The sequence below is a fragment of the Ruegeria sp. CI5 genome, assembly GCF_056536885.1.
The window spans coordinates 131,022-154,839 of sequence record NZ_JBQFQN010000006.1; the positions used below are offsets into that span (position 1 = coordinate 131,022).

General features: G+C 62.9%; 23 protein-coding genes. 9 read left to right on the top strand and 14 right to left on the bottom strand.

Annotated features, from left to right (window positions below; translation table 11 throughout):
* Positions 1–105 precede the first annotated feature (105 nt).
* On the bottom strand, positions 106–555 hold the full coding sequence (locus ACR0BA_RS16600) for a CopD family protein (protein WP_170342619.1): 450 nt from the start codon (positions 553–555) through the stop codon (positions 106–108).
* Positions 556–958: 403 nt separating this feature from the next.
* On the opposite strand from ACR0BA_RS16600, the gene ACR0BA_RS16605 reads away from it, so the two are divergent.
* Genes ACR0BA_RS16605 through dnaQ form a run of 4 tightly spaced genes read left to right on the top strand, consistent with a single transcriptional unit; the run spans position 959 to position 3,693 of the window.
* The gene (locus tag ACR0BA_RS16605) at positions 959–1,558 is read left to right on the top strand and encodes a Maf family protein (RefSeq protein ID WP_170370397.1); all 600 of its coding nucleotides are present in this window, start codon (positions 959–961) and stop codon (positions 1,556–1,558) included.
* Positions 1,555–2,388 carry a shikimate dehydrogenase gene (locus ACR0BA_RS16610; RefSeq protein WP_480729047.1) on the top strand — a complete coding sequence of 278 codons (834 nt, stop codon included), beginning with the start codon at positions 1,555–1,557 and terminating at the stop codon, positions 2,386–2,388. The genes ACR0BA_RS16605 and ACR0BA_RS16610 overlap by 4 nt, the downstream gene beginning before the upstream one ends.
* Positions 2,385–2,978: a dephospho-CoA kinase gene (gene coaE, locus ACR0BA_RS16615; RefSeq protein WP_480729049.1), complete on the top strand. Its 594-nt coding sequence runs from the start codon at positions 2,385–2,387 to the stop codon at positions 2,976–2,978. Before ACR0BA_RS16610 ends, coaE begins: the two co-directional genes overlap by 4 nt.
* A complete protein-coding gene (gene dnaQ, locus ACR0BA_RS16620) occupies positions 2,971–3,693 on the top strand; it encodes a DNA polymerase III subunit epsilon (RefSeq protein WP_480729051.1) in 723 nt (240 codons plus the stop codon). The genes coaE and dnaQ overlap by 8 nt, the downstream gene beginning before the upstream one ends.
* Before the next feature lie 25 nt (positions 3,694–3,718).
* Here the strand turns inward: dnaQ and secB are convergent, their stop codons facing one another.
* Both secB and ACR0BA_RS16630 read right to left on the bottom strand, forming a co-directional pair.
* A complete protein-coding gene (gene secB, locus ACR0BA_RS16625) occupies positions 3,719–4,219 on the bottom strand; it encodes a protein-export chaperone SecB (protein ID WP_170342607.1) in 501 nt (166 codons plus the stop codon).
* A gap of 54 nt (positions 4,220–4,273) precedes the next feature.
* Entirely contained in the window at positions 4,274–4,768 is a 495-nt protein-coding gene (locus ACR0BA_RS16630; RefSeq protein WP_480729053.1) for an FxsA family protein, read from the bottom strand.
* 108 nt (positions 4,769–4,876) lie between these two features.
* On the opposite strand from ACR0BA_RS16630, the gene ACR0BA_RS16635 reads away from it, so the two are divergent.
* Genes ACR0BA_RS16635 through ACR0BA_RS16645 form a run of 3 tightly spaced genes read left to right on the top strand, consistent with a single transcriptional unit; the run spans position 4,877 to position 7,160 of the window.
* On the top strand, positions 4,877–5,536 hold the full coding sequence (locus tag ACR0BA_RS16635) for a Tim44/TimA family putative adaptor protein (RefSeq protein WP_170368987.1): 660 nt from the start codon (positions 4,877–4,879) through the stop codon (positions 5,534–5,536).
* The gene (mltA, locus tag ACR0BA_RS16640; protein ID WP_480729055.1) at positions 5,533–6,573 is read left to right on the top strand and encodes a murein transglycosylase A; all 1,041 of its coding nucleotides are present in this window, start codon (positions 5,533–5,535) and stop codon (positions 6,571–6,573) included. Before ACR0BA_RS16635 ends, mltA begins: the two co-directional genes overlap by 4 nt.
* A complete protein-coding gene (locus ACR0BA_RS16645; protein WP_480729057.1) occupies positions 6,573–7,160 on the top strand; it encodes a Smr/MutS family protein in 588 nt (195 codons plus the stop codon). Before mltA ends, ACR0BA_RS16645 begins: the two co-directional genes overlap by 1 nt.
* Here the strand turns inward: ACR0BA_RS16645 and ACR0BA_RS16650 are convergent.
* The 3 genes from ACR0BA_RS16650 to hslU all read right to left on the bottom strand — a co-directional run bounded on the left by ACR0BA_RS16650 (position 7,157) and on the right by hslU (position 10,879).
* Positions 7,157–8,302 (bottom strand): MFS transporter, encoded by a 1,146-nt coding sequence (locus ACR0BA_RS16650; RefSeq protein WP_480729059.1) that lies wholly within the window; start codon positions 8,300–8,302, stop codon positions 7,157–7,159. The genes ACR0BA_RS16645 and ACR0BA_RS16650 overlap by 4 nt on opposite strands.
* 71 nt (positions 8,303–8,373) lie before the next feature.
* A complete protein-coding gene (locus tag ACR0BA_RS16655) occupies positions 8,374–9,471 on the bottom strand; it encodes an alpha/beta hydrolase (RefSeq protein WP_170361082.1) in 1,098 nt (365 codons plus the stop codon).
* 100 nt (positions 9,472–9,571) lie between these two features.
* Positions 9,572–10,879, bottom strand: a complete 1,308-nt coding sequence (gene hslU, locus ACR0BA_RS16660; RefSeq protein ID WP_480729061.1) for an ATP-dependent protease ATPase subunit HslU — start codon at positions 10,877–10,879, stop codon at positions 9,572–9,574.
* Between the two features lie 200 nt (positions 10,880–11,079).
* Between hslU and ACR0BA_RS16665 the strand changes: the two genes are divergently transcribed.
* A complete protein-coding gene (locus ACR0BA_RS16665) occupies positions 11,080–12,321 on the top strand; it encodes an MFS transporter (protein ID WP_170361080.1) in 1,242 nt (413 codons plus the stop codon).
* 3 nt (positions 12,322–12,324) lie between these two features.
* Here the strand turns inward: ACR0BA_RS16665 and hslV are convergent, their stop codons facing one another.
* Positions 12,325–12,882, bottom strand: a complete 558-nt coding sequence (gene hslV, locus ACR0BA_RS16670; protein WP_093963878.1) for an ATP-dependent protease subunit HslV — start codon at positions 12,880–12,882, stop codon at positions 12,325–12,327.
* A 195-nt stretch (positions 12,883–13,077) separates the two neighbouring features.
* Here hslV and ACR0BA_RS16675 point away from each other — a divergent pair, with 195 nt between their 5' ends.
* Positions 13,078–13,272, top strand: coding sequence for a DUF1127 domain-containing protein (locus tag ACR0BA_RS16675; protein ID WP_170433517.1), 195 nt, complete (start codon positions 13,078–13,080; stop codon positions 13,270–13,272).
* A gap of 129 nt (positions 13,273–13,401) precedes the next feature.
* On the opposite strand, the gene trxA is transcribed toward ACR0BA_RS16675, so the two are convergent.
* From trxA to ACR0BA_RS16710, 7 genes are read right to left on the bottom strand one after another with little or no spacing between them, the layout of a single operon-like run.
* Entirely contained in the window at positions 13,402–13,722 is a 321-nt protein-coding gene (trxA, locus tag ACR0BA_RS16680; RefSeq protein WP_480729063.1) for a thioredoxin, read from the bottom strand.
* A gap of 60 nt (positions 13,723–13,782) precedes the next feature.
* On the bottom strand, positions 13,783–17,142 hold the full coding sequence (gene addA, locus ACR0BA_RS16685; protein WP_480729065.1) for a double-strand break repair helicase AddA: 3,360 nt from the start codon (positions 17,140–17,142) through the stop codon (positions 13,783–13,785).
* Positions 17,139–20,066, bottom strand: a complete 2,928-nt coding sequence (gene addB / locus ACR0BA_RS16690; RefSeq protein ID WP_480729067.1) for a double-strand break repair protein AddB — start codon at positions 20,064–20,066, stop codon at positions 17,139–17,141. Before addB ends, addA begins: the two co-directional genes overlap by 4 nt.
* A complete protein-coding gene (locus tag ACR0BA_RS16695; RefSeq protein WP_480636934.1) occupies positions 20,059–20,745 on the bottom strand; it encodes a nucleotidyltransferase family protein in 687 nt (228 codons plus the stop codon). The genes addB and ACR0BA_RS16695 overlap by 8 nt, the downstream gene beginning before the upstream one ends.
* Entirely contained in the window at positions 20,742–21,746 is a 1,005-nt protein-coding gene (locus tag ACR0BA_RS16700; RefSeq protein WP_480729069.1) for an aminoglycoside phosphotransferase family protein, read from the bottom strand. Before ACR0BA_RS16700 ends, ACR0BA_RS16695 begins: the two co-directional genes overlap by 4 nt.
* Positions 21,743–22,213 (bottom strand): tRNA (adenosine(37)-N6)-threonylcarbamoyltransferase complex ATPase subunit type 1 TsaE, encoded by a 471-nt coding sequence (gene tsaE, locus ACR0BA_RS16705; RefSeq protein ID WP_170363940.1) that lies wholly within the window; start codon positions 22,211–22,213, stop codon positions 21,743–21,745. Before tsaE ends, ACR0BA_RS16700 begins: the two co-directional genes overlap by 4 nt.
* A gap of 41 nt (positions 22,214–22,254) precedes the next feature.
* Positions 22,255–23,763 (bottom strand): PAS-domain containing protein, encoded by a 1,509-nt coding sequence (locus ACR0BA_RS16710; RefSeq protein WP_480729071.1) that lies wholly within the window; start codon positions 23,761–23,763, stop codon positions 22,255–22,257.
* Positions 23,764–23,818: the final 55 nt, after the last annotated feature.

The window sequence follows — 23,818 nt, forward strand, 5'->3', positions numbered from 1 at the left end:
GCACAGCGTTGAATTTCAAACAGGAAGATGCGCCATCCGGACGGATGGGTTGATCCCTACATAAGGCCGGTCGCCGCCCGAGTCAAACCGGTGCGGAAATGGCCCTCAGAACTTCAGAATGACCGCCAGAACGATGATGACCATCAAAACGGTCGGAACCTCGTTCATCATGCGGTACTGGCGCCCTGTGAGCGTATTGCGGCCTTCGACGAAATCCTTGCGCCGGGCCATCAGCCAGTGATGAAACCAGGTCATGCCGATCACCGCAGCACCCTTGACCCAAGGCCAGGACCAGTCCCACCCGACGATGCCGGGAGTGAACACCATGATGAGGCCGCAGACCCAGGCCACGATCATCGCCGGTCGCATGATCACGCGCAGCAGCTTTTCTTCCATTTCAAAGAAGATCTCGGGCGCACCGTCCACGGCCTGCGCTTTTTCGACGTGATAGACGAACAGACGTGGCAGATAGAACAGCCCCGCCATCCACGAGATCACCGCCATGATGTGCAGCGATTTCACCCAAGGGTACAGCGTGAAGAGAAGATCGGTCATCGGGTTTCCCGGCACTGGTCGGACCCTCCCTAATAAAAAAAATAGAAAAGAGAAAGGATGATGGTTTTGTAGGGTGGGCAAAATCCGTGGATTATTGTTTTGTCCGCCAGTTTTCCCCAGGTGGATGAATAATTTCCAAAACTGGGTGATTCTGGTGATTTCAGCTTTTACATAATAAAAACAAGAAGTTAAGTTACATACCGCGGATCTGACTTGGGGATAACTCAAGGGACATCTTTTGATGAACAGGAAATCCCAAGATCCCGAGTTATCCTTGTCCCGACCGGACAGTCTTTGAGCGACTCAGGGAAGTTTCAGGCCGAAACCGCGGGCTTGCGTGTCAACCGGAAAACCATACAAACCGTTCAAGACCAATGATCAACTTGCCCACGGGGTTTTCCACATGACTGTCCCCATCGTTCTTGCCTCGGGGTCCGAGATCCGCGCGCAGTTACTGCGGAACGCCGGAGTGCCGTTTTCCGTCCAGGTCGCCCGCGTGGACGAGGATACCGCCAAACGCGCGCTTCTGGCTGAGGGCGCGCCGCCCCGCGACATCGCCGACGCTCTGGCCGAGCTCAAGGCGCGCAAGATCAGTGACAAGACGCCCGGCGCGATGGTTCTGGGCTGTGACCAGGTTCTGGATTTCGACGGACGCCTGCTGTCCAAGCCCGAAACGCCCGAAGAGGCGCTGGCGCAGTTGAAGGCGATGCGCGGCAAGCGTCACATGCTGCTGTCGGCGGCGGTGATCTATCAGAACGGCGAACCGGTCTGGCGCCATGTCGGTCAGGTGCGGTTGCGGATGCGCGCCAGTTCGGATGCCTATCTGAAGGGCTATGTCGCGCGCAACTGGGACAGCATTCGCCATGCGGTCGGGGCCTACAAGCTGGAAGAAGAGGGTGTGCGCCTGTTCAGCAGCATTGACGGCGACTATTTTAACGTCTTGGGTATGCCCCTGCTGGAGCTGCTCAATTTTCTAGCGGTCCGAGGGGTGATCGAACAATGACCGACAACCGCATACCACTGGCCGGAGTCATCGGACACCCGATTGCCCATTCCCGATCGCCTGCCCTGCATGGTTATTGGCTGAAGACTTATGGTTTGCCGGGACATTATGTACCGATGGATGTTGCGCCTGCCGATCTTGAAACGGTCCTGCGCAGCTTGCCCAAGGCCGGGTTCGTCGGGGCCAATGTCACCGTTCCGCACAAAGAGGCCGCGTTGCGTCTGGCCGATCATGTGTCGGACCGCGCCTCGGTGATCGGGGCGGCGAACACGCTGGTGTTCCGGTCCGATGGCTCGATTCACGCAGACAATACCGACGGGTACGGGTTCATGCAGAACCTGCGCGCGGGCGCGCCGGATTGGGTGCCGCAGGATGGCCCGGCGGTGGTGTTCGGCGCGGGCGGGGCCGCGCGGGCGGTGCTGCAGGCGCTGGCCGAGGCCGGCGTGCCCGAGATCCTGCTGACCAACCGCACGCGGTCGCGCGCCGATCACCTTAAAGAGGAATTTGGCCAGCGCATCTCCGTGGTTGATTGGGTGCAGGCCGGAAACGTGATCGAAAACGCCGAGCTGGTGGTGAACACCACGTCGCTGGGTATGCAGGGTCAGCCCGAGCTGCGCGTCCCGCTGGACGGGTTGCAGCCGGGAACGGTGGTGACTGATCTGGTCTACACGCCGTTGAAGACCCGCCTTCTGGAACAGGCCGAGGCTGCGGGCTGTACCGTCGTCGATGGGCTGGGCATGTTGCTGCATCAGGCGGTGCCCGGGTTCGAGCGGTGGTTCGGCTTGCGCCCCGAGGTTACGGAAGAAACCCGCGCAGCGGTTCTGGGATGAGCTTTGCGCTGGGTCTGACCGGGTCGATCGGCATGGGCAAAAGCACCACCGCCAACCTGTTCGCGCAGGAAGGTTGCGCCGTGTGGGATGCCGACGCCGCGGTGCATCGGCTGTACGCGGCCGGCGGCGCGGCGGTCGCGCCGATCCGCGCGGCATTTCCCGAGGCCATCGAGAATGGCGCTGTCAGCCGTGATGTCCTGAAACGGATCATCGGTGCCGATCCGACCGCGTTGAAACGGATCGAAGTCATCGTGCACCCGCTGGTGGCCCAGGATCGCGAGGCGTTTCGACAGGCGGCCAAGTCGGACATCCTTGTCTTTGACATCCCATTGCTTTTCGAAGCCGGCGGCGACGCGCAGATGGATGCGGTGGCCTGCGTTTCGATCCCCCCGGACGAGCAGAAGCGCCGTGTCATGGCACGGGGCACGATGACCGAGGCGCAGTTCGAGCAGATCCGCGCCAAGCAGATGCCGAATGACGAAAAATGCGCGCGGGCGGATTTCGTGATCGTCACCGACACTCTGGACCATGCCCGCGCACAGGTGCAGGATGTGGTCAGGCAGATCAGGGCAGGATTGGCAGATGCGTGAAATCGTACTGGATACGGAAACCACCGGATTCGATCCCGAAAGCGGCGACCGGATCGTCGAGATCGGGGCTATCGAGCTGTGGAACCACGTCGCCACGGGCGAGACGTATCATGTTTACATCAACCCCGAACGCTCGATGCCGGCCGAGGCCTTCGGCGTGCACGGCATCGGCCCTGACCTGCTGGAGCCGCCGCAACCTGCCGAACCGGGCCAGATCACCCTGAAGGACAAACCTGTCTTTGCGAAGGTCGGGCAGGCCTTCCGCGATTTCGTGGGGGATGCACGGCTGGTGATCCACAACGCTTCATTCGACATGAAGTTCCTCAATGCCGAGTTGGGATGGATGGGCCTGCCCCCGATTCCGATGGAGCAGGCGCTGGACACGCTGGCGATCGCGCGCAAGCGGTTTCCCGGCTCGCCCGCCTCGCTGGATGCGCTGTGCCGGCGGTTCAACATCGACAATTCGAACCGGGTTCTGCACGGTGCGTTGCTCGACTCGGAAATCCTGGCAGAAGTCTATCTGGAGCTGATCGGCGGACGCCAACCAGATTTTGGCCTGTCTTCGGCGTCTGCCGAAAGCTCAACCGGTGGCGACATTTGGCGCCCCGGTTCACGGCCGAACCCACTGCAGCCCCGGATTACCGAGGATGAGCGTGCTGCGCATGATGCATTTGTCGAAAAGCTGGGCGAAAACGCCCTGTGGTCCCGCACCTGATCTGGGTCAGATGCGGGTTGCCTGATCACGCCTCGGTCTTGTCGGACGCCTCGGCCTGACGGCGCATCAACTCGTTGCGGTACAGACCGACGAAATCGATGTTGTCCAGGTTGACCGGCGGGTAGCCACCGTCGCGGGTGATGTCGCTGACGATGCGGCGCAGGTAAGGGAACAGCATCCGCGGGCATTCGATCATCAGGAACGGGTGCAACTGATCATTCGGCACGCCTTCCACGTGGAACAGGCCGCAATAATCGATCTCGCACAGGAACAGGATGTCCTCCAGACCCTTGGCCTTGGACTTGAGGTTCAGCTTGATCGACACCTCGTATTGGTGGTCGGCCGAGCGCTTTTTCGCATCCAGGTTCACCTGGACTGAGATCTCGGGCTGCACGTCGCCCGAGACGCCTTTTTGCGCCATCACGTTTTCAAAGGACATGTCCCGGATGAACTGTCCCAGAATGCGCATCTGGATTTGGGGGGCTGCCTGGGGCTCGGTTGTGCCGGCGGCGGTTTCTTCGGTCATGGATCCGCTCCAAAATTTAAATTCGCCACTGCTTATCAAGTTGGGCCGGGCACCTCAATGCTGGTGCGGCCCTTCCACCCATTTCGACGGTTGTGCGGGTTTTGTGCGCACTTCCGAATACTCTCCGTCTATGATGTCATCCCCACCGAACGGATCGCGCGCCGCCCCGTATTGCGGGCCGGGACCCATCTGGAACTGGGTAATCGTGACCCGTGATTTGAGATACCGAAAAACCGCGGCCCGCACCCCGGGAACCAGCAGCGCAAAGCCGATTGCGTCGGTGAAGAACCCGGGTGTCATCAGCAGAACACCCGACAGCAGGATCATCGCACCATTGGCCAGCGTTTCGGTCGGGTCGTCCAGTTCGGAAAAGGCGCGCTGTAGCTGACCCATCGCCATGCGACCTTGCGTCCGCACCATCGCAGTACCCAGAAAGGCGGTCAAAACCACGATTGCCAGCGTCGGCCAAAGGCCGATCAGACCGCCGACCTGGATAAAAAGGGCGATTTCGATGATCGGCACCAATAAAAATGCCAAGAACAGATACATATGCGCTATCCTTTCCCATAGGCCGGGCTGTGGACTTGCCACCAACTGTCACCTACATAGTGACACGAGGCCGCGTGTACAAAGTCTCGGTGCTGAAAAGAGGACGAAATGAACTCACCCCTGATCCAGCTTCTGGTGCTGGCTGGCATAGCCATCTTCCTGATCCTGCGTCTCAGAAGCGTGCTGGGCACGCGCGAAGGCTTTGAAAAACCACCGGTGCCGCAGCAACCCGACACCGGGAAGTCGCGTCGTGATTTCGAAGTGATTGACGGCGGTCCGGATCGTGACATTACCGACCATGTTCCCGAAGACAGCGAATTGGCGCAGACGCTGGCTGCGATGAAGCGCGTCGAGTCGAGCTTTTCGGTCAGCGAGTTTCTGCAGGGCGCCCGTGGCGCCTATGAGCTGATCGTCATGGGGTTCGAGCGGGGCAACCTGGATGAAATCCAGCCCTTCCTGTCCGAGGAAGTTTTCGAAACCTTTGTGTCGGTTGTCGCCGATCGCGAGGACAAAGGCCTGACCATCGAGGCCGAGTTCATCGGTGTGCGTGAGATGGGCCTGGTGGATGCACAATTCGACAAGGATTCCAACCGCGCCGAGATCACCGTGCGGTTCGTCGGCGAGCTCACGTCGGTCGTGCGTGACCGGGGCGGTGACATCATCGAAGGCAGCCCCAACACGATCAAGCGCCAAAAGGACAGCTGGACCTTTGCCCGCGTCATGGGCGCGGATGATCCGAACTGGCTGCTTGTCGCCACGGACGCATGATCGGAACGCTCCGGTCGCTGATGCTGGTGGCGGTTCTGACCGCCGCCAATGCCGCCGGAGCCGAGGCGACGCGATCCATCCTGTCATTTGCTGACCTCGATGGCTGGGCCGAGGATGACCACGGCGCGGCCTTGTCCGTTTTTCTGGACACTTGCGGGGATCTGGACGATCCGGACTGGCGTTCGTTGTGTGCAGCCGCACGGACATACGAGCCCGATGCCGCGCGCGCCTTTTTCGAACTGTTCTTCCGGCCCATCCTGATCGAGGATGAAAAGGCCCCGCTGTTCACCGGATATTTTGAACCGGAATTGAGCGGCTCGCGGACGCGGACTGAAACCTACAGATACCCGGTCTACAAGATGCCGCCCGAGGCGCGGGCGGCCGGGCAATGGCTCAGCCGGCGCGAGTTGCTGACCAGTGACGTGATGAAGGGCCGCGGCTTGGAGATCGCCTGGGTCGATGACCCGGTCGAGTTGTTTTTTCTGCAGATTCAAGGCTCGGGGCGCATCCGTTTGCCGGATGGCAGTTCGGTGCGTGTCGGATATGGCGGGGCCAACGGCCACCCCTATCGGTCGGTTGGGGTTGAGCTGGTCCGGCGCGGTCTTCTGGGTGCGCATGACGTGAGTGCCCGGATGATCCAGTCCTGGGTGCGCAAGAACCCCGAGATTGGGGCCGAGCTGTTGATGCACAACCCGTCCTACGTCTTTTTCCGCGAGGTTTCGCGGGTAGCTGCAGACCGCGGGCCTTTGGGCGCAATGAACCGGTCGATCACCGCAATGCGCAGCATCGCCGTGGACCCGGCCTATACCCCGTTGGGTGCGCCGGTCTGGGTTGAAAAAGATGGCAAGACTCCGCTGCGGCGCTTGATGATCGCACAGGACACCGGCTCGGCAATCAAGGGCGCACAACGGGCCGACATCTTTTTTGGAACCGGGGACGCCGCGGGACAGGCGGCGGGCCAGCTCAAGGATCCCGGCCGTATGATCGTTCTGCTGCCGATCCAGCGCGCCTATGCCATGCTGCCGGATGAGTTCTGATGACCCGCCGTAAGCTGACTGAAGAAGAGATTGAATTGTGGCACAAGGTGACCCGGCAGACCGAGCGGCTGCACCCGGAGATTCCCCAATCCGTGCACCCATCGACATTGCCGAAGCCCAAGCCGCGAAAAACCCCCAAAATGCGGATAGACACCTTTGAACTGGGTCAGAATGCACCGACAAATGGACGCGGCCACAGCTTGAAACCCGCAATCGGCGACAGCCTGCGTGCCGCTCCCGTACAGATGGACAGCAAGGCCTTTGCGCGGATGAAACGCGGCAAGCTGAAGCCCGAAGGCAAGCTGGATCTGCACGGAATGCGGGTCGGTACGGCCCATCCTGCTCTGATCCGGTTCATCCTGTCGGCGCAGGCATCGGGAAAACGACTGGTTCTGGTGGTCACCGGCAAAGGCAAGGACAGGGACGAACCCGGCCCGATCCCGACGCCCCGCGGCGTGCTGCGCAACCAGGTGCCTCAGTGGTTGAATTTACCGCCCCTGGCCCAAGCGGTTCTTCAGGTCAGTCCGGCCCATATCAGCCATGGCGGTGATGGGGCCTACTACGTGTATCTTAGGCGGATCCGCTAAAGCAGCCGCCGGGCTCTGTGAACACCGATCCAGACTATGCCGCAAGTTGCCACGAAGAACCAGGCGATCCACAGGAACTGCGCGCTGAGCGGCACGCCCAGATCGATCAACCCGCCAGTCAGACCGGGCCCGACAGCAGACCCCAGCACCATGACGGCGGCAGCCATCGCCTTGATCGCGCCGATGTGACGGGTGCCGTAGAACTCGGCCCAGAACGCGGCGGGCAGCGTACTGTTGGCGCCGACCGAAATGGCAAGACAGGACAAACCGATTACGGCGCCGGGGATTGTCTGGACAAACGCAAACAGGGCAAACCCGGCAGCCATCGGAATCTGATAGAACGGCATCATCCGCGCCGTGCCCCATCTGTCCAACGCCCAGCCCGAGGCGAACATCGCCAAGATCGACACCCCGGTATAGACCGGAAACAACGCAACCAGTTGGATATGGGCCCAGCCCTTGGTCTGCGCCAGATGGACCTGGTGAAAGAAGAACGCAGTAATGAATGCCGAAGGTCCCATGAGCGCCGGCATCATGAACCAGAAAAGCGGGTTCAATAGCGTTTCGCGCCGGGTCCAGTGCCGCCCAAGCATCCCGGTCGCGCTGGTTTCCCGGGCCAGGCTTTGTGGTGTCCGTTCCTGACGCAGCATTCGCATCAACGCGGGTATTCCCAACAACGCGATGGCGGCGGAGAGCGCCCAAAGAAAATGCCAGTCGATAAAGGCCATGGCGGCGACGAACAGCACGGGCAGCAGGGCCTCACCGACGGCAAATCCCAGCGTTGCGATGGAGAGTGCCCTGCCCCGCGTGGCCGTGAACCACCGGGCCATCGCAACCATGGCAATGTGGCTGCACATGCCCTGGCCGAACAGACGCAGCAGAAAGATCACCACGGGCAACAGGATCACCCAATGATTGACCGCCATCGCGAGCGCAGCACACGCAAGCCCAAGCAGGACGGCCGGACCCAGCACGCGGACACGATAAATATCGGTCAGCCCTCCGGCCCAGATCATGACGATCGCGGAAACAGTCGTGCCCAAGGAATAAAGACCGCCCCATGCGCCGTGGCTGAGGCCGAACTCGGCCCGGATCTGCCCGGCGAAGATCGAAATGAAAAAGGTCTGCCCGAAACTGGACATGAAGGTCAGCAAGACCCCCGCGCCCAACCACGGAGCATTGTCCGCAAGGAAAAGGCGGAACCCTCGCCCTATCACGGAGTGCTGACCCGCACCTGCCCGGTTTCGGTCAGAACAACCTCGGTCGCGCCGGCATCGTTTCGCACGGCCGGCGGCACCAGAAGATCAATGCCGCCCTGATCCCGGCCAAAGGTCCTGCTGACCCGGCCCGCCGCGTTGAGAATCGACAGAAGTGCCGGAGATGTGGCGGCCACGAAATGCGAGGACTCCGCATCCTTGTTGAAAGCCGTGGTGTCGATGATGCTGACCGGGTACTGCGCCAGCTTCTCGGTCGAGCTGATGTTGCCCAGCCGCTCGCCTTTGGCAGTTCCGCGCAGGCGTCCGGACACGTTCAAGATCTTGTCTTTGCGCGAGACCATGATCACGAATGGCTCGGGCGGAGATTTGATCACCGCCATCTGCGACCGGAACACGTCAACGTCGAGATCGGGCGAGATCAGCAATACACCTTCCAGATTGCGCCGCGACCAGCCTGGCTCGCGCAGCTCAGCCTGGCGCATCATCTCCATGGTCAGCGCGCCTCCCATCGAATGCGCAACGATCAGTACGCGCGGGACGCCCAGGGATTTTAGCGTTGAGATGGTTTGTTGCAGCCCGTCGCGGGCAAACAGCATACTGTCCAGATCATAGGCATAGCCCGATCCGGCCCCTCGGCTGGGCCAGGAATAGACCAACGTCTTTCCAGGCAGGCCGATATCGTGAGCCAACTGAGCCGCGCGAAAAACGGTTTCGGTCTGGGTGGCGTTGTAGCCATGAACAAATATCGTGACTTCCTTGGCGCCGTTCAGTCGTGCTTTCAGATCCTGTTCGGACGGAAATTCGCGCACACCGGCCAAAACGAACTGCCGGCTCGGGTTCGGGTCCGAATAGGAAAACTCAAGCGTCCCGGGGCGGTGGTTCGGCGGGATCGAGACGGTGTTTTCGAGGAATTGCAGGCGGTCAGCGCGACGATACCCGTACGAGCCGTCGGCCTCGCGTGCGCGGGTGGTGGCCGCGAACACGGTCTGCGCCGTGCCGACGTCCAACGCCTCGGGCAAGGTGACCGAGATGGATCGGTCAACGCAGCCTCCCAAAACGGAAACGGTGACGAAAACGATCAGATAGCGCAGCACGGAACGATCCCAGACCAACAGTACGTGCTACGCATAGCGTAACCTGCCGACGCGTCCAGATAATTGCGCAGGACCAACCGGCAAAAACCGGCTGATCATGTTACAGAACGTAACGGCTCAGGTCCGTGGATTTGGTCAGCTCACCAAGGTTTTCATCGACAAAGGCCGCGTTGACCACGATTTCCGCGCCGGCACGGTCCGGCGCGACAAAGGACAGATCTTCGAAAACGCGCTCCATCACGGTGTACAGGCGCCGGGCGCCGATATTCTCGACGCTCTGGTTCACTTCGGCGGCGATCCGGGCCAGCGCGGCGATCCCGTCCTCGGTAAAGCTGACGGTAACGTTTTCGGTGCCCATCAAAGCCGTATACTGGCGGGTCAGCGCGTTGTCCGTCTCGGTCAGGATGCGAACGAAATCCTCTTCGGTCAGCGCACGCAGCTCGACCCGGATCGGCAGACGCCCCTGCAGTTCCGGCAACAGGTCCGAAGGCTTGGCGATATGGAACGCGCCGCTGGCGATGAACAGAATGTGGTCGGTCTTGACCGGGCCATGCTTGGTGGACACGGTCGTGCCTTCGATCAGCGGCAGCAGGTCGCGCTGCACCCCTTCGCGGCTGACATCCCCGCCGCGGGTTTCTGCCCGGGCGCAGACCTTGTCGATCTCGTCAAGGAAGACGATGCCGTTCTGCTCGACCGCTTCCAGCGCGGTCCGGGTGACGGTTTCGTCGTCCAGCAGCTTGTCGGCCTCTTCCCCGATCAGGATGTCGTAGCTTTCGGCCACGGTCATCCGGCGCTTGACCGTGCGCCCGCCAAAGGCCTTGCCGAAGATGTCGCCCAGATTCATCATGCCCATCTGGCTGCCGGGTTGGCCGGGAATGTCGAACATCGGCATCGGGTTCGAGGTATCGGCCAGTTCAAGCTCGATCACCGTGTCGTCCAGCTCGCCGGATTTCAGCTTCTTGCGGAACATCTCGCGGGTGCTCTCGCGGGCGTCCGAGCCGGCGATGGCCTCGATCACGCGGTCCTCGGCAGCCTGATGCGCCTTGGCTTTGACCTCGTCGCGCATGTATTCGCGGGCCTGGACGATGGCGGCGTCGGTCAGGTCGCGGATGATCTGTTCGACATCGCGGCCGACATAGCCGACCTCGGTGAACTTGGTCGCCTCGACCTTGATGAAGGGCGCGCGGGCCAGCTTGGCCAGGCGGCGGCTGATTTCGGTCTTGCCGACACCGGTGGGGCCGATCATCAGGATGTTCTTGGGATAGACCTCTTCGCGGATGTCGTCCGGCAACTGCTTGCGCCGCCAGCGGTTGCGCAGGGCGACGGCGACAGCGCGCTTGGCATCCTTCTGCCCGATGATGAAACGATCCAGTTCCGAGACGATCTCGCGCGGGGTCAGGTCGGTCACAGGGCAGTCCTTTCGATGGTCGGCAGTCAGCTGCGGCTTAGGTAAGCACGGGGTCGGCAAAAACAACCGAGACCGCACATTTGGCCGCGTTGGTTAACAATGACCCGGCGCCAATGCAATTCTTTCCTGACCTCCGTGTTGGGAGATTTCGGTGTCCTCTGATAGGGTTGGCGGAATGTGCGCGGGACCCGGAGAGTGAAATGTCCAAGATTGCCAAGATTACCCTGCTGTTCGTGGTGTTCGTGGACTTGATCGGCCAAGGGCTGGTTTTTCCGATCATCAACTCGCTGATCATGGAGACGAAATCGGGCTTTCTGCCGGAAAGCACGCCAATGGGCAGCCGTCACTTCTACTACGGTCTGGTGATCGGGTGTTTCTTCCTGTCCTGGTTTCTGGGCGTCGTCTATGTCTCGAAAGTTTCGGACTCCATCGGGCGCAAGAATGCACTTCTGGTCTGCCTGGGCGGCGCGCTGGCCGGCTATGCGATCACCATTGCGGCGCTGTATCTCAACAGCCTGATCCTGTTGATCGTGGGCCGGTCGATCACCGGGTTCACGGCCGGAAACCAGCCCATTGCGCAGGCGGCCATGATCGACGGCAGCACGGATGCGGCCGATCGTGACCGGAACATGGGTTATATCGTGACAGGGGTCAGCTTTGGCCTGGTCGGCGGCCCGATCATCGGAGCGGTCCTGTCGGATGCGGCGCTGTTGGGCAGCGTTGCCACGCTCAAGACCCCATTCTACGGCGCGTTTGTCCTGGTGCTTATCGCGATCCTGCTGGTGCTGTTCTTTTTCAAGGATACCCGAACCGAACGCGAACCCTTCGTCTTTCGCCCCCGCGATGTGACCGACAGCCTGGTCGCCGTACGTGGCCACCCCATGGTTCTGAAGATCCTGCCCGTCTACGCGTTCTTCATGATCGCGAACGTCACCTTCTACGTGTTTGTGGACAATTTCTTGACCAGCGCTTTTGGTTACGGCGTGATCGGCGGCAGCATGGCCATGGTCGTCATTGGTGTGGCGCTGGCCTTCTCAAGTACGTTTCTCGTGAAACCCGCGCAGGAACGGTTCAGCAAGCACAACATCATATATGTTTCGCTGATCGTCATGGTGATCTGCGGCTTTGCCTTTGCCTTCAGCCCCAGCGGCGTGCTCAGCTACGTGCCGGTGTTCCTGTTCTATTTCCTGTTCGGCGTGGCCTACCCGACCCTTCTGGGCCTGTTCTCCTCGTCGGTCAGCGAGGCGGATCAGGGCTGGGTCATGGGCGTAACCACGGCCGTGTTCTGCCTGGCGGGTGGAATCATGTCGCTGATCGGCGGCGGGTTGATGAGCATCGATATCCGCCTGCCCTATTACATCGTGATCGCCTCGGCCATTCTGGGGCTGATCGGGATGCACCGCCGGTGGAAGGGCAAGGAGATTTCGGCCCTGCTGGCCTGACCCCTAGCCCGAAATGCTCTCAACCGTCAGGTTGCCGTTGGTGTAGACGCAGATGTCGGCGGCAATTGCCATGGCCTCGCGGGCAACCTCCTCGGCCGACTTGTCGCTGTCCATCATCGCGCGCGCGGCTGCCAGGGCAAAGTTGCCACCCGACCCGATCGCCGCCACGTCATGTTCCGGCTCGAGCACATCCCCGGCCCCGGTGATCACGAACAGGTCACGGCCGTCGGTGACGATCAGCATCGCCTCAAGCTTCTGCAGGTACTTGTCGGTGCGCCAGTCCTTGGCCAGCTCGACCGAGGCGCGGGCCAGTTGACCGGGCGTGGCCTCCAGCTTGGCTTCCAGCCGTTCCAGCAGTGTGAAGGCGTCGGCGGTCGAGCCGGCGAACCCGGCGACGATCTCGAACCCGCCGGGCGACAGGCGCCGCACCTTGCGGGCGGTGCCCTTGATCACGGTCTGGCCCAGGCTGACCTGCCCGTCACCCGCGATGACGATCTGGCCGCCTTTCTTGACGCCGATGATCGTGGTGCCGTGCCAACCGGGAAAGTCGTTCTCCGCCATTCAAGCCTCCGTATCCGTTGATGCCCTATATGGGCCGAGGGCGCGATCCGCGCAACCCGTTCTCAAACTGCCCAAAAGATATGCAATCCGTGCATCACGGGGTTGTCGGACCAGCAATTGTGAGTCGCCTGTTGCAAGACTAGATGAGGCTTACAACCGACACAGGGTCGGCTGTTTCAAAAAAGGAATGCGCAAATGGCAACCACCGCAAACATCCATGCGCCGCTCGGAGCAGCTACCATCCTGCGTGTAGTGGACGGCATCTCGCACGCTTTCGAAGCTGTCGCCGAATGGAACACCTCCCGCAAGACCCGCAAGCTGCTGTCGCAACTGAGCGATGCCCAGCTGGAAGATATCGGTCTGGTCCGCGAAGATATCGCCAAGATCTGAATTCAGACCGCATTCAACTAAAGACGAATGGCCGCTTGGATTTCCGGGCGGCTTTTTCTTTATGCGCAGACCATGCACAAAAAAAGGCGCCCGGTGAGGAGCGCCTTTTTTGTTGAGTTCCGTTCGGTATCAGATGGATTCGTCGATCCAGCTTTGCAGGGCGGCCTTCGGGGCAGCGCCTGCGCGGTTCGAAACCACCTGACCGTCCTTGAAGATGAACAGCGCGGGAATACCGCGTACGCCCATGGCTGCGGCCGAGTTGGGGTTGCTGTCCACGTCGACCTTGGCGATCTTGACCTTGCCGCCATATTCGGCCGCCAGCTCTTCCAGAGCGGGGCCGATCTGCTTGCAGGGTCCGCACCACTCGGCCCAGAAATCCACCACGACGGGGACGTCCGAGTTCTTGATTTCGGCGTCAAAGGTTTCGTCGGTTACGGCTACGGTCGACATATTCTGTCTCCTGAATGACATGCGCTTGGGAGTCGAACGTAGGTGTCCCCAAGAGGGAGGTCAAGATATCTGGGCACGCCCCAAGGCTTCCGTCACAAGATCGTGTGGCAGCCACATCAGGCGCGCCGTCCGCGTCCACAAAATCGCGGTGCGGATCTCGCGGCCGGGATAGATCTGCGACAGCGCCGCGGCATAGGCGCCCATCTGGCGCAGCAGGCCCTCGGGGCAGGTCTCGGCCCGATCGGGAACCGTGGCGTTTGATTTGAAATCAATGACTTGCACCACGTCATCCATCACGATCAACCGGTCGATCACCCCGTGGATCCGGCGACCGTCCAGAGTGGCCGAGACCGGCACCTCGGCCAGCGCGTCCGGGGCAAAGACGGGGGTCAGGTCCGGTGCGGTCAGGACGCCCGCCACCTCGGCCAGAAGGTCGCGGCGGTCACCGTCCTGCATATCGGGCAGAAGCCGGGCGCAGAGCTGATCCCACCGGTCGCGCGTCGCCGGGGCCAGATGCTCGAGCAGCAGGTGCAGGCGGGTGCCGCGCAGCTTGGCGGCCTCTTCCTCAAGCCCGGTCTCGCCCGGCAGGGCTTTGGCCCCGCCCAGATCGGACGGGCTGAGCGTCTCGGGATCGGGCATCGGCTCGGGCGCGGGCCGGTGGAACAGGTCCGGCAGGGTATCCTGCACCGGCTCCGGGGTCGAGCGATGGTCCAGCGGCAGACCCTCCCAATCGCCATGCGCCAGACGGCGGATGCCGGTGCCGGGGGTCTCGGTGGCGCCTGCCCGGCCCATCGCCTCTTCGACCAGTTGGTACCAGCTGGACCCGTCCTTGCCCAGATCGCCGGCAGCCGCCACGATCAGCCATTTCTCGGCCCGGGTCAGCGCGACGTACAGCAAACGTAGCCGCTCGTTCTCCTCGCGTTGGCGCGCGTCTTCGCGGGCGCGGGCAACAAGGCTGGGCGACAGGTCGGTGGGCACCTTCCACAGCGGCGTTCCGTCGGCGACCATGATCTCGGCATCGCGGGGCGGCTGCCGCTTGCCGGTGTCCGGCAGGATCACGATCGGCGCCTCCAGCCCTTTTGAGCCATGCACCGTCATCACCCGGATCATGTTGCCCACGCCGGTCATCTGGCGCTTGATCTCAAGGTCGTCGGTCTGCATCCAGACCAGGAAACCGGTCAGGCTGGGAATGTCCGACCGCTCATAGGCCAGCGCCTGTGACAGCAACGCGTTGATGCCGTCCTCGGCCTCGGCGCCCAGGCGGCCCAACAATTTGCGACGGCCGTCATGGCGGGTCAGCACCCGTTCGATCAGGTCATAGGGGCGCAGAAAGTCCACCTGCCCGCGCAGATCGTTCAACACAGCCAGCGTTTCGGGAAAATCCCCGGCCCGATGGCGCAGCGCCGCCCACAGATACTTTTCCTGCCGGCGATGGGCGAGGTCGAACAGCATCTGCTCGGACCAACCGAACAGCGGCGATTTAAGCACCGTGGCCAGCGACAGGTCATCCTCGGGCGTGGCGAGAAAGCTCAGCAACGCGGCCAGATCCTTGACCGCCAGTTCCGCGCCCACCTTCAACCGGTCGGCCCCTGCGATCGGCAAACCTTGGGCCTTGCAGGCGCGGATGATCTCGGCGAACAGGTCCGAGCGGCGCTGAACCAGGATCAGGAAATCCCCCGGCCGCACCTTGCGGCGCACGAACGTGCCGCGCGTGGGGCCGTCTTCGGGGATGGTTTCGCCGGCGTCGATCATGGCCTTGATGCGCGCGGCGATCTGGTTGGCCAGGATCACCGTGTGATGTTGCGCCGCGGGCCGATCGACCGGATCGGTCCAGTCGCCCTCGTCCGCGTCCTCGACCTTTTCCACCACCGGCCACAGATCGACCCGGCCCGGCAGATCGGCTTTGAAGGCGCGGTGCTGCGACTCTTTCTGAAACCCTGCCTCGGCGCGGTTTTCGAACAGAATATCGACCAGCGACAGGATGGAGCTGGAGGAACGGAACGAATATTCCAGCGTCCAATCCCACAGTATAGAGCCTGATTCCTGCAGTTTTCGCCCGAATTCGGCCTGCATCCGGTCAAAGGCCTGCGGGTCGGCCCCCTGGAAGGAATAGATCGACTGTTTCTTGTCGCCGACCACGAAGATCGTGCGCTCGACCCCTGATCGTGCGCCTTCGCCGCTGGTGAATTCCTGCGCCAGTTTCTCGACCACATCCCATTGATCGGGGCTGGTGTCCTGCGCCTCGTCCACCAGGATGTGGTCGATGCCGCCATCCAGCCGGTACAGCACCCAAGCGGCCACCGCCGGATCGTTCAGCAACAGGCGCGCGCGCAGGATCAGATCGTCGAAATCCAGCCAGCCGCGCAGTTGCTTGCGACGCTCGTATTCCGGGAGGAACGCCGCCGCGAAGCGGTGCAGCACCATAGATTTGCGTGCGGCTGCCAGCGCCAGGTGCCGTTCCCGCGCGGCCTCGACCCGCCGCATCAGCGCCTCGAGCGAATCCATCTGCCCCGCCAGAACCCCCTCGCGCAGCGCCTTGGTGGGAAAGTTGCCGATCTTGGCGGTAAAGGGCTCTTTGGCGGATTTTCCGGTCAGAAACACGTCTTCCAGCACCGGCAACTGACCTAGCGCGGGTTCGGTGAAGCCTGACAGTTTCTCGGCCGCCTTGGCGTCGGTCTTGCCGCCGCCCGCCAGCGCCGGAAGGATCGAACGGATCAGCTCGACCTCGCCGCCCAGAAACACCTGCGCCAGCAGCGCGTCCTCGTCGAACCCCTCGGGCAGGCCAAAACGGGCCAGCAGGTCGGGCCATTGCAGCGCGGGCGTGAACAGGGTGCGCTTCTGGGCGATCGCGGCGGTCAGCTTGTCAAAGCCGGTATCGGTGATGTGGCGGGCCACGTCCTCGATCAGGCTGGCCTGCGGGCCTTCGGCGAAATCCTCGACGATTTCCTCGCGCAGCAGGGCCGCGGCACGGTCTTCCATCTCGGAAAACTGCGGGCTGACCCCGGCCTCGAGCGGGAACCGCCGCAGCAGCGAAGCGCAGAACGAGTGGATCGTTTGGATCTTCAACCCGCCCGGCGTTTCGATGGCGCGCGCGAACAGGGTGCGGGCGCGGGCCAGGCGGTCGGGGTCGATCACCCCTTCGACGCCCAGTTCGGTCAGTTGCCGCAGCAACGCCGCGTCGTCCAGCATCGCCCACTCGCCCAGCCGTTTGAACAGGCGGTTCTGCATCTCGCTGGCGGCGGCCTTGGTGTAGGTCAGGCAAAGGATGTGCTGCGGCTGAACACCGTCCAGGAGCAGCCGCGCCACGCGGTCGGTCAGAACCCGCGTCTTGCCCGAGCCCGCATTGGCCGCCAGCCAGGTCGACGCATCGGGCCGCGCCGCCTGAACCTGCCGTTCGGTCGCTTCGTCGCGCGGGGTCATGTCAGATCCTCGGGCTTGGTTTCGGCGGTGCGGTCCCATTCGCCGAACCGCGCCAGGTGGTCATAGTCGCCCACGTCGCTGTCCTTGTGCATCATCCGGCGCGAGGAGAAACCCTGATCAGGCTCTAAATAGTTGGAAATCAGCTCTGTCAGCTCGGCCAGAACCCTGTCGGGCGGCTCTTTGTCCAAGGGTGCCGGGACCTCTTTGTAGGTGCCGCCCATACAGATGAACACGGCGCTGGCGACGGCCATCGGGTCAAATCCGTCGATGCCGCCCTGCTCGGCCATCGCGGCCTCGATCAGCAGCTGTTTGTCGAACTTGGCCTGCTGCGATTCCGAGGGCGGCGTGCCGGTCTTGTAGTCGATGATGGTCAGGGCGCCGCGGCTGTTGCGGTCGATCCGGTCGGCGCGGCCATTCAGGGTGAACCCAAGCGGTTCCAGCGTCAGGCGCATCTTGGCCTCGAACGCGATCGGGCCGCCATCGCTGCGGCGGCTGATCTCGGCGCGCAGAAAGTCGTCGGCGATCCGCTCGAGCCGCGCCAGCCACAGCTTCCGGGCGGTGGGCCATGCGACGTGCTGATCTAGCAGCGCTTCGGCCCGTTTCAGGAAGTTCTCGCGGGTCAGAAGCGCGCCGTCCAGCACGCTCTCCTTGACGAAATGTTCCAGGATCTCGTGGATCACGATGCCGCGCAGCAGCGCGTCGGGTGCCTGTACCAGCGGGTCTAGCGGTTTCAGGCGCAGGACGTGCTTGGCATAGATCGCATAGGGGTCGCGGATCAGCCGCTTGATCTCGGTCACCGACAGACGGCGCGGGCGCGCGGCCACCGGCGGGCGCGGCGAGGGGCGTGGTGCGGCGGCGATCCGGGGCGCCTGTTCCAGCATCTCGGACCAGCGCAGCCATGTCCGGCCCCGGTCGCGCATCTGCTTTAGCGCCGCGCGACCGCCTTGATCCGGCAGGCCTTGCAACAGGTTGGTCAAACGGTTCAGCCAGCGCGACGGCACGGTTTCGGCATCGTCCGAGCGGACCGCGCGGGTCAGCCAGACCTCGGGCGCGCCGATGGCCTGCTGGAAATCATGGGCCGACAAGCCGATGCGCCGTTCGGGCAGCAGCAGTCCGGCACGGTCGCGCATCTGGCGGTTCAGCCAGGGGTCTGGCGCGGGGGCCTCGGGCCAACTACCTTCGTTCAACCCGCCCAGGATCAGAAGGTCGGCACCCTGGACACGCGCTTCGAGCGTGCCCCAGATCATGATCCGCGGGTGGGGAGCGTCGCGGTCGCGGACCTCTTGCCCGGCCAGCAGCGCCCCCAGCAGGTCGGCGAAATCCAGCGCCGTCATCTCGCCGCCGTGCTCGGCCTCGTCCGCCAGGTCCGAGATCACCGCCAGCGCCGCTTGGCCTGCGTTTTTGTCCCACAATTCGCCCGCGTCGCCTGTGCCCGCACCGGCAATCGCCTCGGCCAGATCGCGCAGGCGCTGCACCCAGTCGGTCAGGGGCAGGGTGCCGCTGATCTGCTGGTCGCAGAAATTGCGGATCAGCCACCGGATCCACGCGTCGGGCACGTCTTTTTCGACGGCAAAGCCGCTCAGGCTGGCGCTGTCGGGGGAGGGCGGCCCATTGCGGCGCAGGTGCAGTTCCAGATCGCGGCTGTGCAGCAGATGTGAGCCGCGGTCGCCGGCGCTGTGGCACAAGGGGTGTTTCAGCAGGGTCAGAAGCGCCTCGGCATCCAGACGGTGCGCGAACAGCCCGGCCACATGACGCAGGAACCGGCCCGGCGGAGACAGTTGCAGCGGCAGGCCGGCGCTGTCATCGGGCAGGATATTCCAGCGGTCCAGCGCGGCGCTGACCTGGCGCGTCAGCATCCGGTCGGGGGTGATCAGGGCGGCGGTCTGGCCGGTTTCGGCCGCCTGCCGCAGGCGCAGGGCGATGGCCAGCGCCTCGGCCCGCGGCGATTGCGCCTCGACCAGGGTGATGTCGCGCGTAGCGGCATCCAGATCGCGCAGCTGCGGGCCTTCGCTCATCCAGGCATCGGTGATCGGGGCCGGACGCAATGCCAATGAAACCAGACGGTTGCGAGCGGACGAGGGGGGCTGGTCCGGGGTCCAGGCTGCGATCTGATCCGGCCCTATCCCCAGTTCGGTCATCAGCTTGCGGAACCGATATTGCGGGTGATCCTCCGAGGTCATTGCCGAATCCAGCCGCTCCCAGACATGAGCGGGCTGGTCGAAATCGTACCCCGGCAGGATCAGCGCCCCCTGCGGCAGCTGCGCCACCGCCTGCATCAGCATCAGCGTGGTCCCGCGCGAGCCGGTGGACCCGGCCAGGATCACGGGGTGTTGCGGCGGCGCGTCCTGCCAGCGGGCGATCAGGTTCTCGACCACGTGGCGCTGGCGGGCCTGCACGTCCAGGCTGCCATCCTCGGTCTTCAGGAACTGGTCGGCGATGCCGATGAAGGCCTGGGCCCGTGCCCAATGGCCTGACAGGTCGGTCACGTCCAGCTGCCGGATCGCCTCGGGCGGGACGCCTTCGCCCTGCATCTCTTCGATCAGGGCAGCGAGGCTGTCGGACAGGTCAAACAGCGACGACCGCGCGGCCAGATCCGGTTGCTGGTCAAGCAGGCGAGACACCAGTTGCGTCAGTTCCAGCCGTCGCCGCAAGGGCGGCACGGCGGGCGGTACCTGATCCAGATCGACGCTTTCGCCCAGATCGGTCACCAGCGAAATGCGGGGCAACAGGCAGGGCGGGCCCTGATCGAACAGGTCGCGCACGCGGCGGGCCATGCGGCGGGTGTTCAGCACCAGTTGCACGCGGGCCAGCGCCTCGGGCGGGTGGCCGTCGCAGCGCACCCGCAGCCCGCGCACCAGCGCCTGCGGAAAATCCGCGCCGGGCGGCACCGCAAAGACCCGGGGGGTGGCGCTGGGGTCAAACATCGGCCAGCATCTCCTCGGCCAGGGCTATGCCTTCGGGGCGGCCCACATCGCACCAGCGCCCGGGATACTGCAGACCGTACAGCCGGCCATCGCGGTGCATCCGGTCCCACAACACATTGAGCGAGAATGCTTTTTCAGGAATGTCCGCCAGACCGTCGGTCTTCAGGATCTGAATGCCGCCATAGACGTGACCCGGCCCGCGTTCAAGCCGGCCTTGGGGGTCGATCCTGAAATCTCCGAGGCCTGCATGTCCGATCGTCTGTGCGATCGGCACGCAGATCAACAGAGCGTCCATCCGCGCCGGATCCCAAGCCGCCTTCAGCAACTCCAAAGGGTTGGGCCCGGACCAGATCGCATCGGTGTTCATCGTGAAAACCGGCCCCGGACCCAGCAGCGGCAGGGCCGCGCGCAATCCGCCGCCGGTTTCCAGGATGTCCGGCTGTTCGTGTGAAAGCAGGACACCACGTGGCGCCAAATGATCTGTCAGCTGATCAGCCAGGTAATGCAGGTTCGCGACCACCCGGCGCGGCCTTAGCGCATCCGTCAGGTCCAGCGCATGGTCGATCAGCGGCCGTCCGGCCACTGGGATCAGCGGCTTGGGTCGGGTGCGGGTCAACGCGCCCATGCGGGTGCCGAAACCGGCGGCAAACAGCATGATGGCCTCGGGTGTATCGGTCATCCCGCCCTCAGCCTTGCAAGGTTTTCGGGCGTTGGGGATGGCAGCGCCTGCCGAACCAGATCCGCGACCGAGACCAGCGCCGGATGCTCGAGATCGCGCATCAGATGAGCCCAGGCCGCCGGGATAAGATCCACGTAATGCGGTTTGCCATAGTCGGTGGCAAGGCGGGTAAATCCGCCCAGTATCCGCAGGTTGCGTTGGGCGCCGAGGACACTGTACGCCGTGCGGAAATCGTGGTCATCCACACCTGTTGCCGTGATGTAGCGGTTGACCATGCTCATTTCGATTGCGGCGGGCACAGTGCGGCGGACATCCTGCAGCAACGACATCAGGTCATAGGCGGGATGGCACAGCATTGCGCTTTGAAAATCCAGCAGACCGACCCGGCGGACCCCGTCGCGCTCAGGCTGCCAGATCAGGTTCTCGGCATGGTAGTCCCTTAGGGTCACCACCCGCGTGCCCGAGGTTTCCTGCAGCAATATGTCGGCGAACCGATGCTGAAAACGATCATGGGCGTCTTGGTCATAGGCGCCTTGTATCCCTTGGGCATATTTGGTGAAGGCAAGAGCCGACAATTCCGCCATGAGGGACGGGTCATAGCTGTCCAATGAGGGCAGGGGCCCAGAGTGCAGATGGATCAGCACGTCGGTTGCGGCCTCGTACAATTCACGCTCGACCTCCGGCTGCTTCTCGATCAGGCGGGCAAACAGGTCGTCGCCGAAATCCTCCAGCAGGAGGAACCCGTTCTCGGCGTCCTCGGCAAGAATCTCGGGCGCGCTCAGACCGACGGACCGCAGGTATTCTGCCACCCTGACAAACGGTTCCACGTCTTCCCCCTTGTCCGGGGGCGCGTCCATCAAAACGGCGGTCCGCCCGGTATCCGGGTCGGTCAGGCGTTCATACCGGCGGTTCGAGGCGTCTCCAGCCAGCGGCGCGCGAGAGGCTTTGGCCCAAGGGGTCCGTGCGACCAGCGCCTCGGCCAGAACTGCGCGGTTGGTCATGCGATCCTCTTCAGTTTTTCGGTCCACTTGGGGTCGGACCACGTCAGTGTCAGGTGTCGGGTTTCTTCGGCAGCGGGGTCGGCATGAAACTGCACCAACAGGGCCGAGGCCGGTTGTAGCGGACCCAGCTTGTCAGGCCATTCCACAAGGCAGATCGCCGTATCAAAGGCCCCGGTCAGGCCCAATTCCTCGATCTCATCCACCGAGGTAAGCCGGTACAGATCGGAGTGCCAGATTTCGCCGGCTTCACCCTCGTAAACCTGAACCAGCGTGAATGTGGGCGATGGCACATCTTCGGGCACAGGCAGTGCCGATTGGATCAGATTGCGTGCAAAATGGGTTTTGCCACTGCCGATTGGGCCGTCCAGCAAAATAACGTCGCCGGGCGCCAAATGGGCGGACAGGCGGCTGGCCAGATCGGCGGTTTCTTCCGGTGATGTCAGAGTGATCGAAGCGGGCGAATTCATGGCGCCACAATGAACGGGGGCCGAACCCTCTGCAACCCGGTTCAGGCGGTGATCTGCAACATATCCGGCGTTTCTCCACGCGCGTGTTCGATCGTGAACCGGACGATGGTTGCGCCATTCTGGATAGGGCTGACCGTACACAAGAGCCGGGTGCCGTCGCGCTTGTACAGATCCGAGCTCCACTCGACCCGGTTGTTGCGCATTTCCACGAAGTCCCGAATGTCACCCAGGATCGGATTGGCCTGACATTGCGACTGCCACTGACGGGTGACGTCCAGAACCGTGACTGGTTCAAAGCCGACCTCGTCCGAGTCTCCCCACAGCAGGTGGTAGGCGTAGTTGGTGAAAGCCAGCGTCCCGTCATCGGCAAAAACGGCGACGGCGTCCGCAAGCTTGTCGAGGATTGACTGCATAAGGTCCATCTCGGACCGGAATCGGCGGGTCAGGGTGATCTCGGCCGTAATGTCCTCAAACAGGAAGGCGACGGCGCCGTCGGGATGGGGGCGGCCGCTGACCGAATAGACTGAGCCCGACGGCAGTGACCAGGTTTCCTGGTAGTTTCCGTCCTCGGCCGCCTCCAGAAGATCGTTCATCTGCCGGCGCCAACTGCGGTAGTTCTTGGGTTCGGGCATCATGTGCTGATCCCGAAGGCGGTCAAAAAAGCTTGAGATATTCGGCCGACAACTGAGGAAATCGGGCGGCAAAGCAGTCAGGTCGATCAGGGCAGGGTTGAACAGTGCCAACTGGCGGTTTCGATCAAAGATTGCCAGGCCGATCGACAGCTGCGCGAAGGTTTTTGTCATCGTCTGGACGAATTTGCGCTGGGCGGTCTCGGCCTCGACAATGGCGTTTACGTCGACCGCATAATGCAGGTGACCTTCGTCCAGTTCCACACGCGTCAGATCGAACCACAGCTTGTTGCTGCTATCCTTCACCGGAATTGAGTCGCGGGTCTTCTTGCCGGGCCGCGCTTCTTCGGTCAGTTCGGGGAACATGGGTTGGGTCAGATCCGTGTCCTGCCCGCGCGCCTTGCGGGCCAGCGCGACATAGGCGGCGTTGCACCATCTTATCTTGTTGGCATGATCCAGAAGCCACACGGGGTAGGGCGCGCGGTCCATGGCCAGGCGGATCGGATCGTTCGGATCCCTCCTTGCTGGTTCGGTGATGCCGGTCAAATCACGCAACTGCACCCGGACGATGCCGTCGATCCATTCACACCGAACCTCGCGCTCGACCGTACAATCTATGGCCGAAACCACGATATTGCCCTGCTGGCGGACGGTTTCGTAAGTCTCGGGGAAGGCCGGAAAGTCGCGCTGCAGCAGGCGCCTGAGATCATCCCAGTCATTCACTGCCTCGAACCCGGACAGGGCGATGTCGGAGTGGCTGATCAGGCGGCTTCCGTTGAACAGAAACACTGCATCCAGCAACGAAGCCGGCGCAGACAAACCAAAATTGTCACCGCGCCGCGGACGGCGCGGCATGAGCCACTGTAGGGCAAAGCCCGACGAAACCAGGCTGATCGCCGCAAGTATGATCCAGTCGGCCACAGTGCCGCCTACCCCAAAAACAAACCGGACTCGACTTTGCGCTGAAATAGTTAAC

Excerpts from the sequence above, each read along its gene's own strand:
- ACR0BA_RS16630 (WP_480729053.1), bottom strand. The coding sequence starts at position 4,768 with ATGTATCTGTTCTTGGCATTTTTATTGGTGCCGATCATCGAAATCGCC.
- mltA (WP_480729055.1), top strand. The coding sequence starts at position 5,533 with ATGATCGGAACGCTCCGGTCGCTGATGCTGGTGGCGGTTCTGACCGCC.
- addA (WP_480729065.1), bottom strand. The coding sequence starts at position 17,142 with ATGACCCCGCGCGACGAAGCGACCGAACGGCAGGTTCAGGCGGCGCGG.
- dnaQ (WP_480729051.1), top strand. The coding sequence starts at position 2,971 with ATGCGTGAAATCGTACTGGATACGGAAACCACCGGATTCGATCCCGAA.
- ACR0BA_RS16605 (WP_170370397.1), top strand. The coding sequence starts at position 959 with ATGACTGTCCCCATCGTTCTTGCCTCGGGGTCCGAGATCCGCGCGCAG.
- ACR0BA_RS16600 (WP_170342619.1), bottom strand. The coding sequence starts at position 555 with ATGACCGATCTTCTCTTCACGCTGTACCCTTGGGTGAAATCGCTGCAC.
- hslV (WP_093963878.1), bottom strand. The coding sequence starts at position 12,882 with ATGGCGGAGAACGACTTTCCCGGTTGGCACGGCACCACGATCATCGGC.
- addB (WP_480729067.1), bottom strand. The coding sequence starts at position 20,066 with ATGTTTGACCCCAGCGCCACCCCCCGGGTCTTTGCGGTGCCGCCCGGC.
- ACR0BA_RS16610 (WP_480729047.1), top strand. The coding sequence starts at position 1,555 with ATGACCGACAACCGCATACCACTGGCCGGAGTCATCGGACACCCGATT.
- tsaE (WP_170363940.1), bottom strand. The coding sequence starts at position 22,213 with ATGAATTCGCCCGCTTCGATCACTCTGACATCACCGGAAGAAACCGCC.
- secB (WP_170342607.1), bottom strand. The coding sequence starts at position 4,219 with ATGACCGAAGAAACCGCCGCCGGCACAACCGAGCCCCAGGCAGCCCCC.
- ACR0BA_RS16695 (WP_480636934.1), bottom strand. The coding sequence starts at position 20,745 with ATGACCGATACACCCGAGGCCATCATGCTGTTTGCCGCCGGTTTCGGC.
- ACR0BA_RS16700 (WP_480729069.1), bottom strand. The coding sequence starts at position 21,746 with ATGACCAACCGCGCAGTTCTGGCCGAGGCGCTGGTCGCACGGACCCCT.
- coaE (WP_480729049.1), top strand. The coding sequence starts at position 2,385 with ATGAGCTTTGCGCTGGGTCTGACCGGGTCGATCGGCATGGGCAAAAGC.
- trxA (WP_480729063.1), bottom strand. The coding sequence starts at position 13,722 with ATGTCGACCGTAGCCGTAACCGACGAAACCTTTGACGCCGAAATCAAG.
- ACR0BA_RS16645 (WP_480729057.1), top strand. The coding sequence starts at position 6,573 with ATGACCCGCCGTAAGCTGACTGAAGAAGAGATTGAATTGTGGCACAAG.
- ACR0BA_RS16665 (WP_170361080.1), top strand. The coding sequence starts at position 11,080 with ATGTCCAAGATTGCCAAGATTACCCTGCTGTTCGTGGTGTTCGTGGAC.
- ACR0BA_RS16635 (WP_170368987.1), top strand. The coding sequence starts at position 4,877 with ATGAACTCACCCCTGATCCAGCTTCTGGTGCTGGCTGGCATAGCCATC.
- ACR0BA_RS16675 (WP_170433517.1), top strand. The coding sequence starts at position 13,078 with ATGGCAACCACCGCAAACATCCATGCGCCGCTCGGAGCAGCTACCATC.
- ACR0BA_RS16650 (WP_480729059.1), bottom strand. The coding sequence starts at position 8,302 with ATGTCCAGTTTCGGGCAGACCTTTTTCATTTCGATCTTCGCCGGGCAG.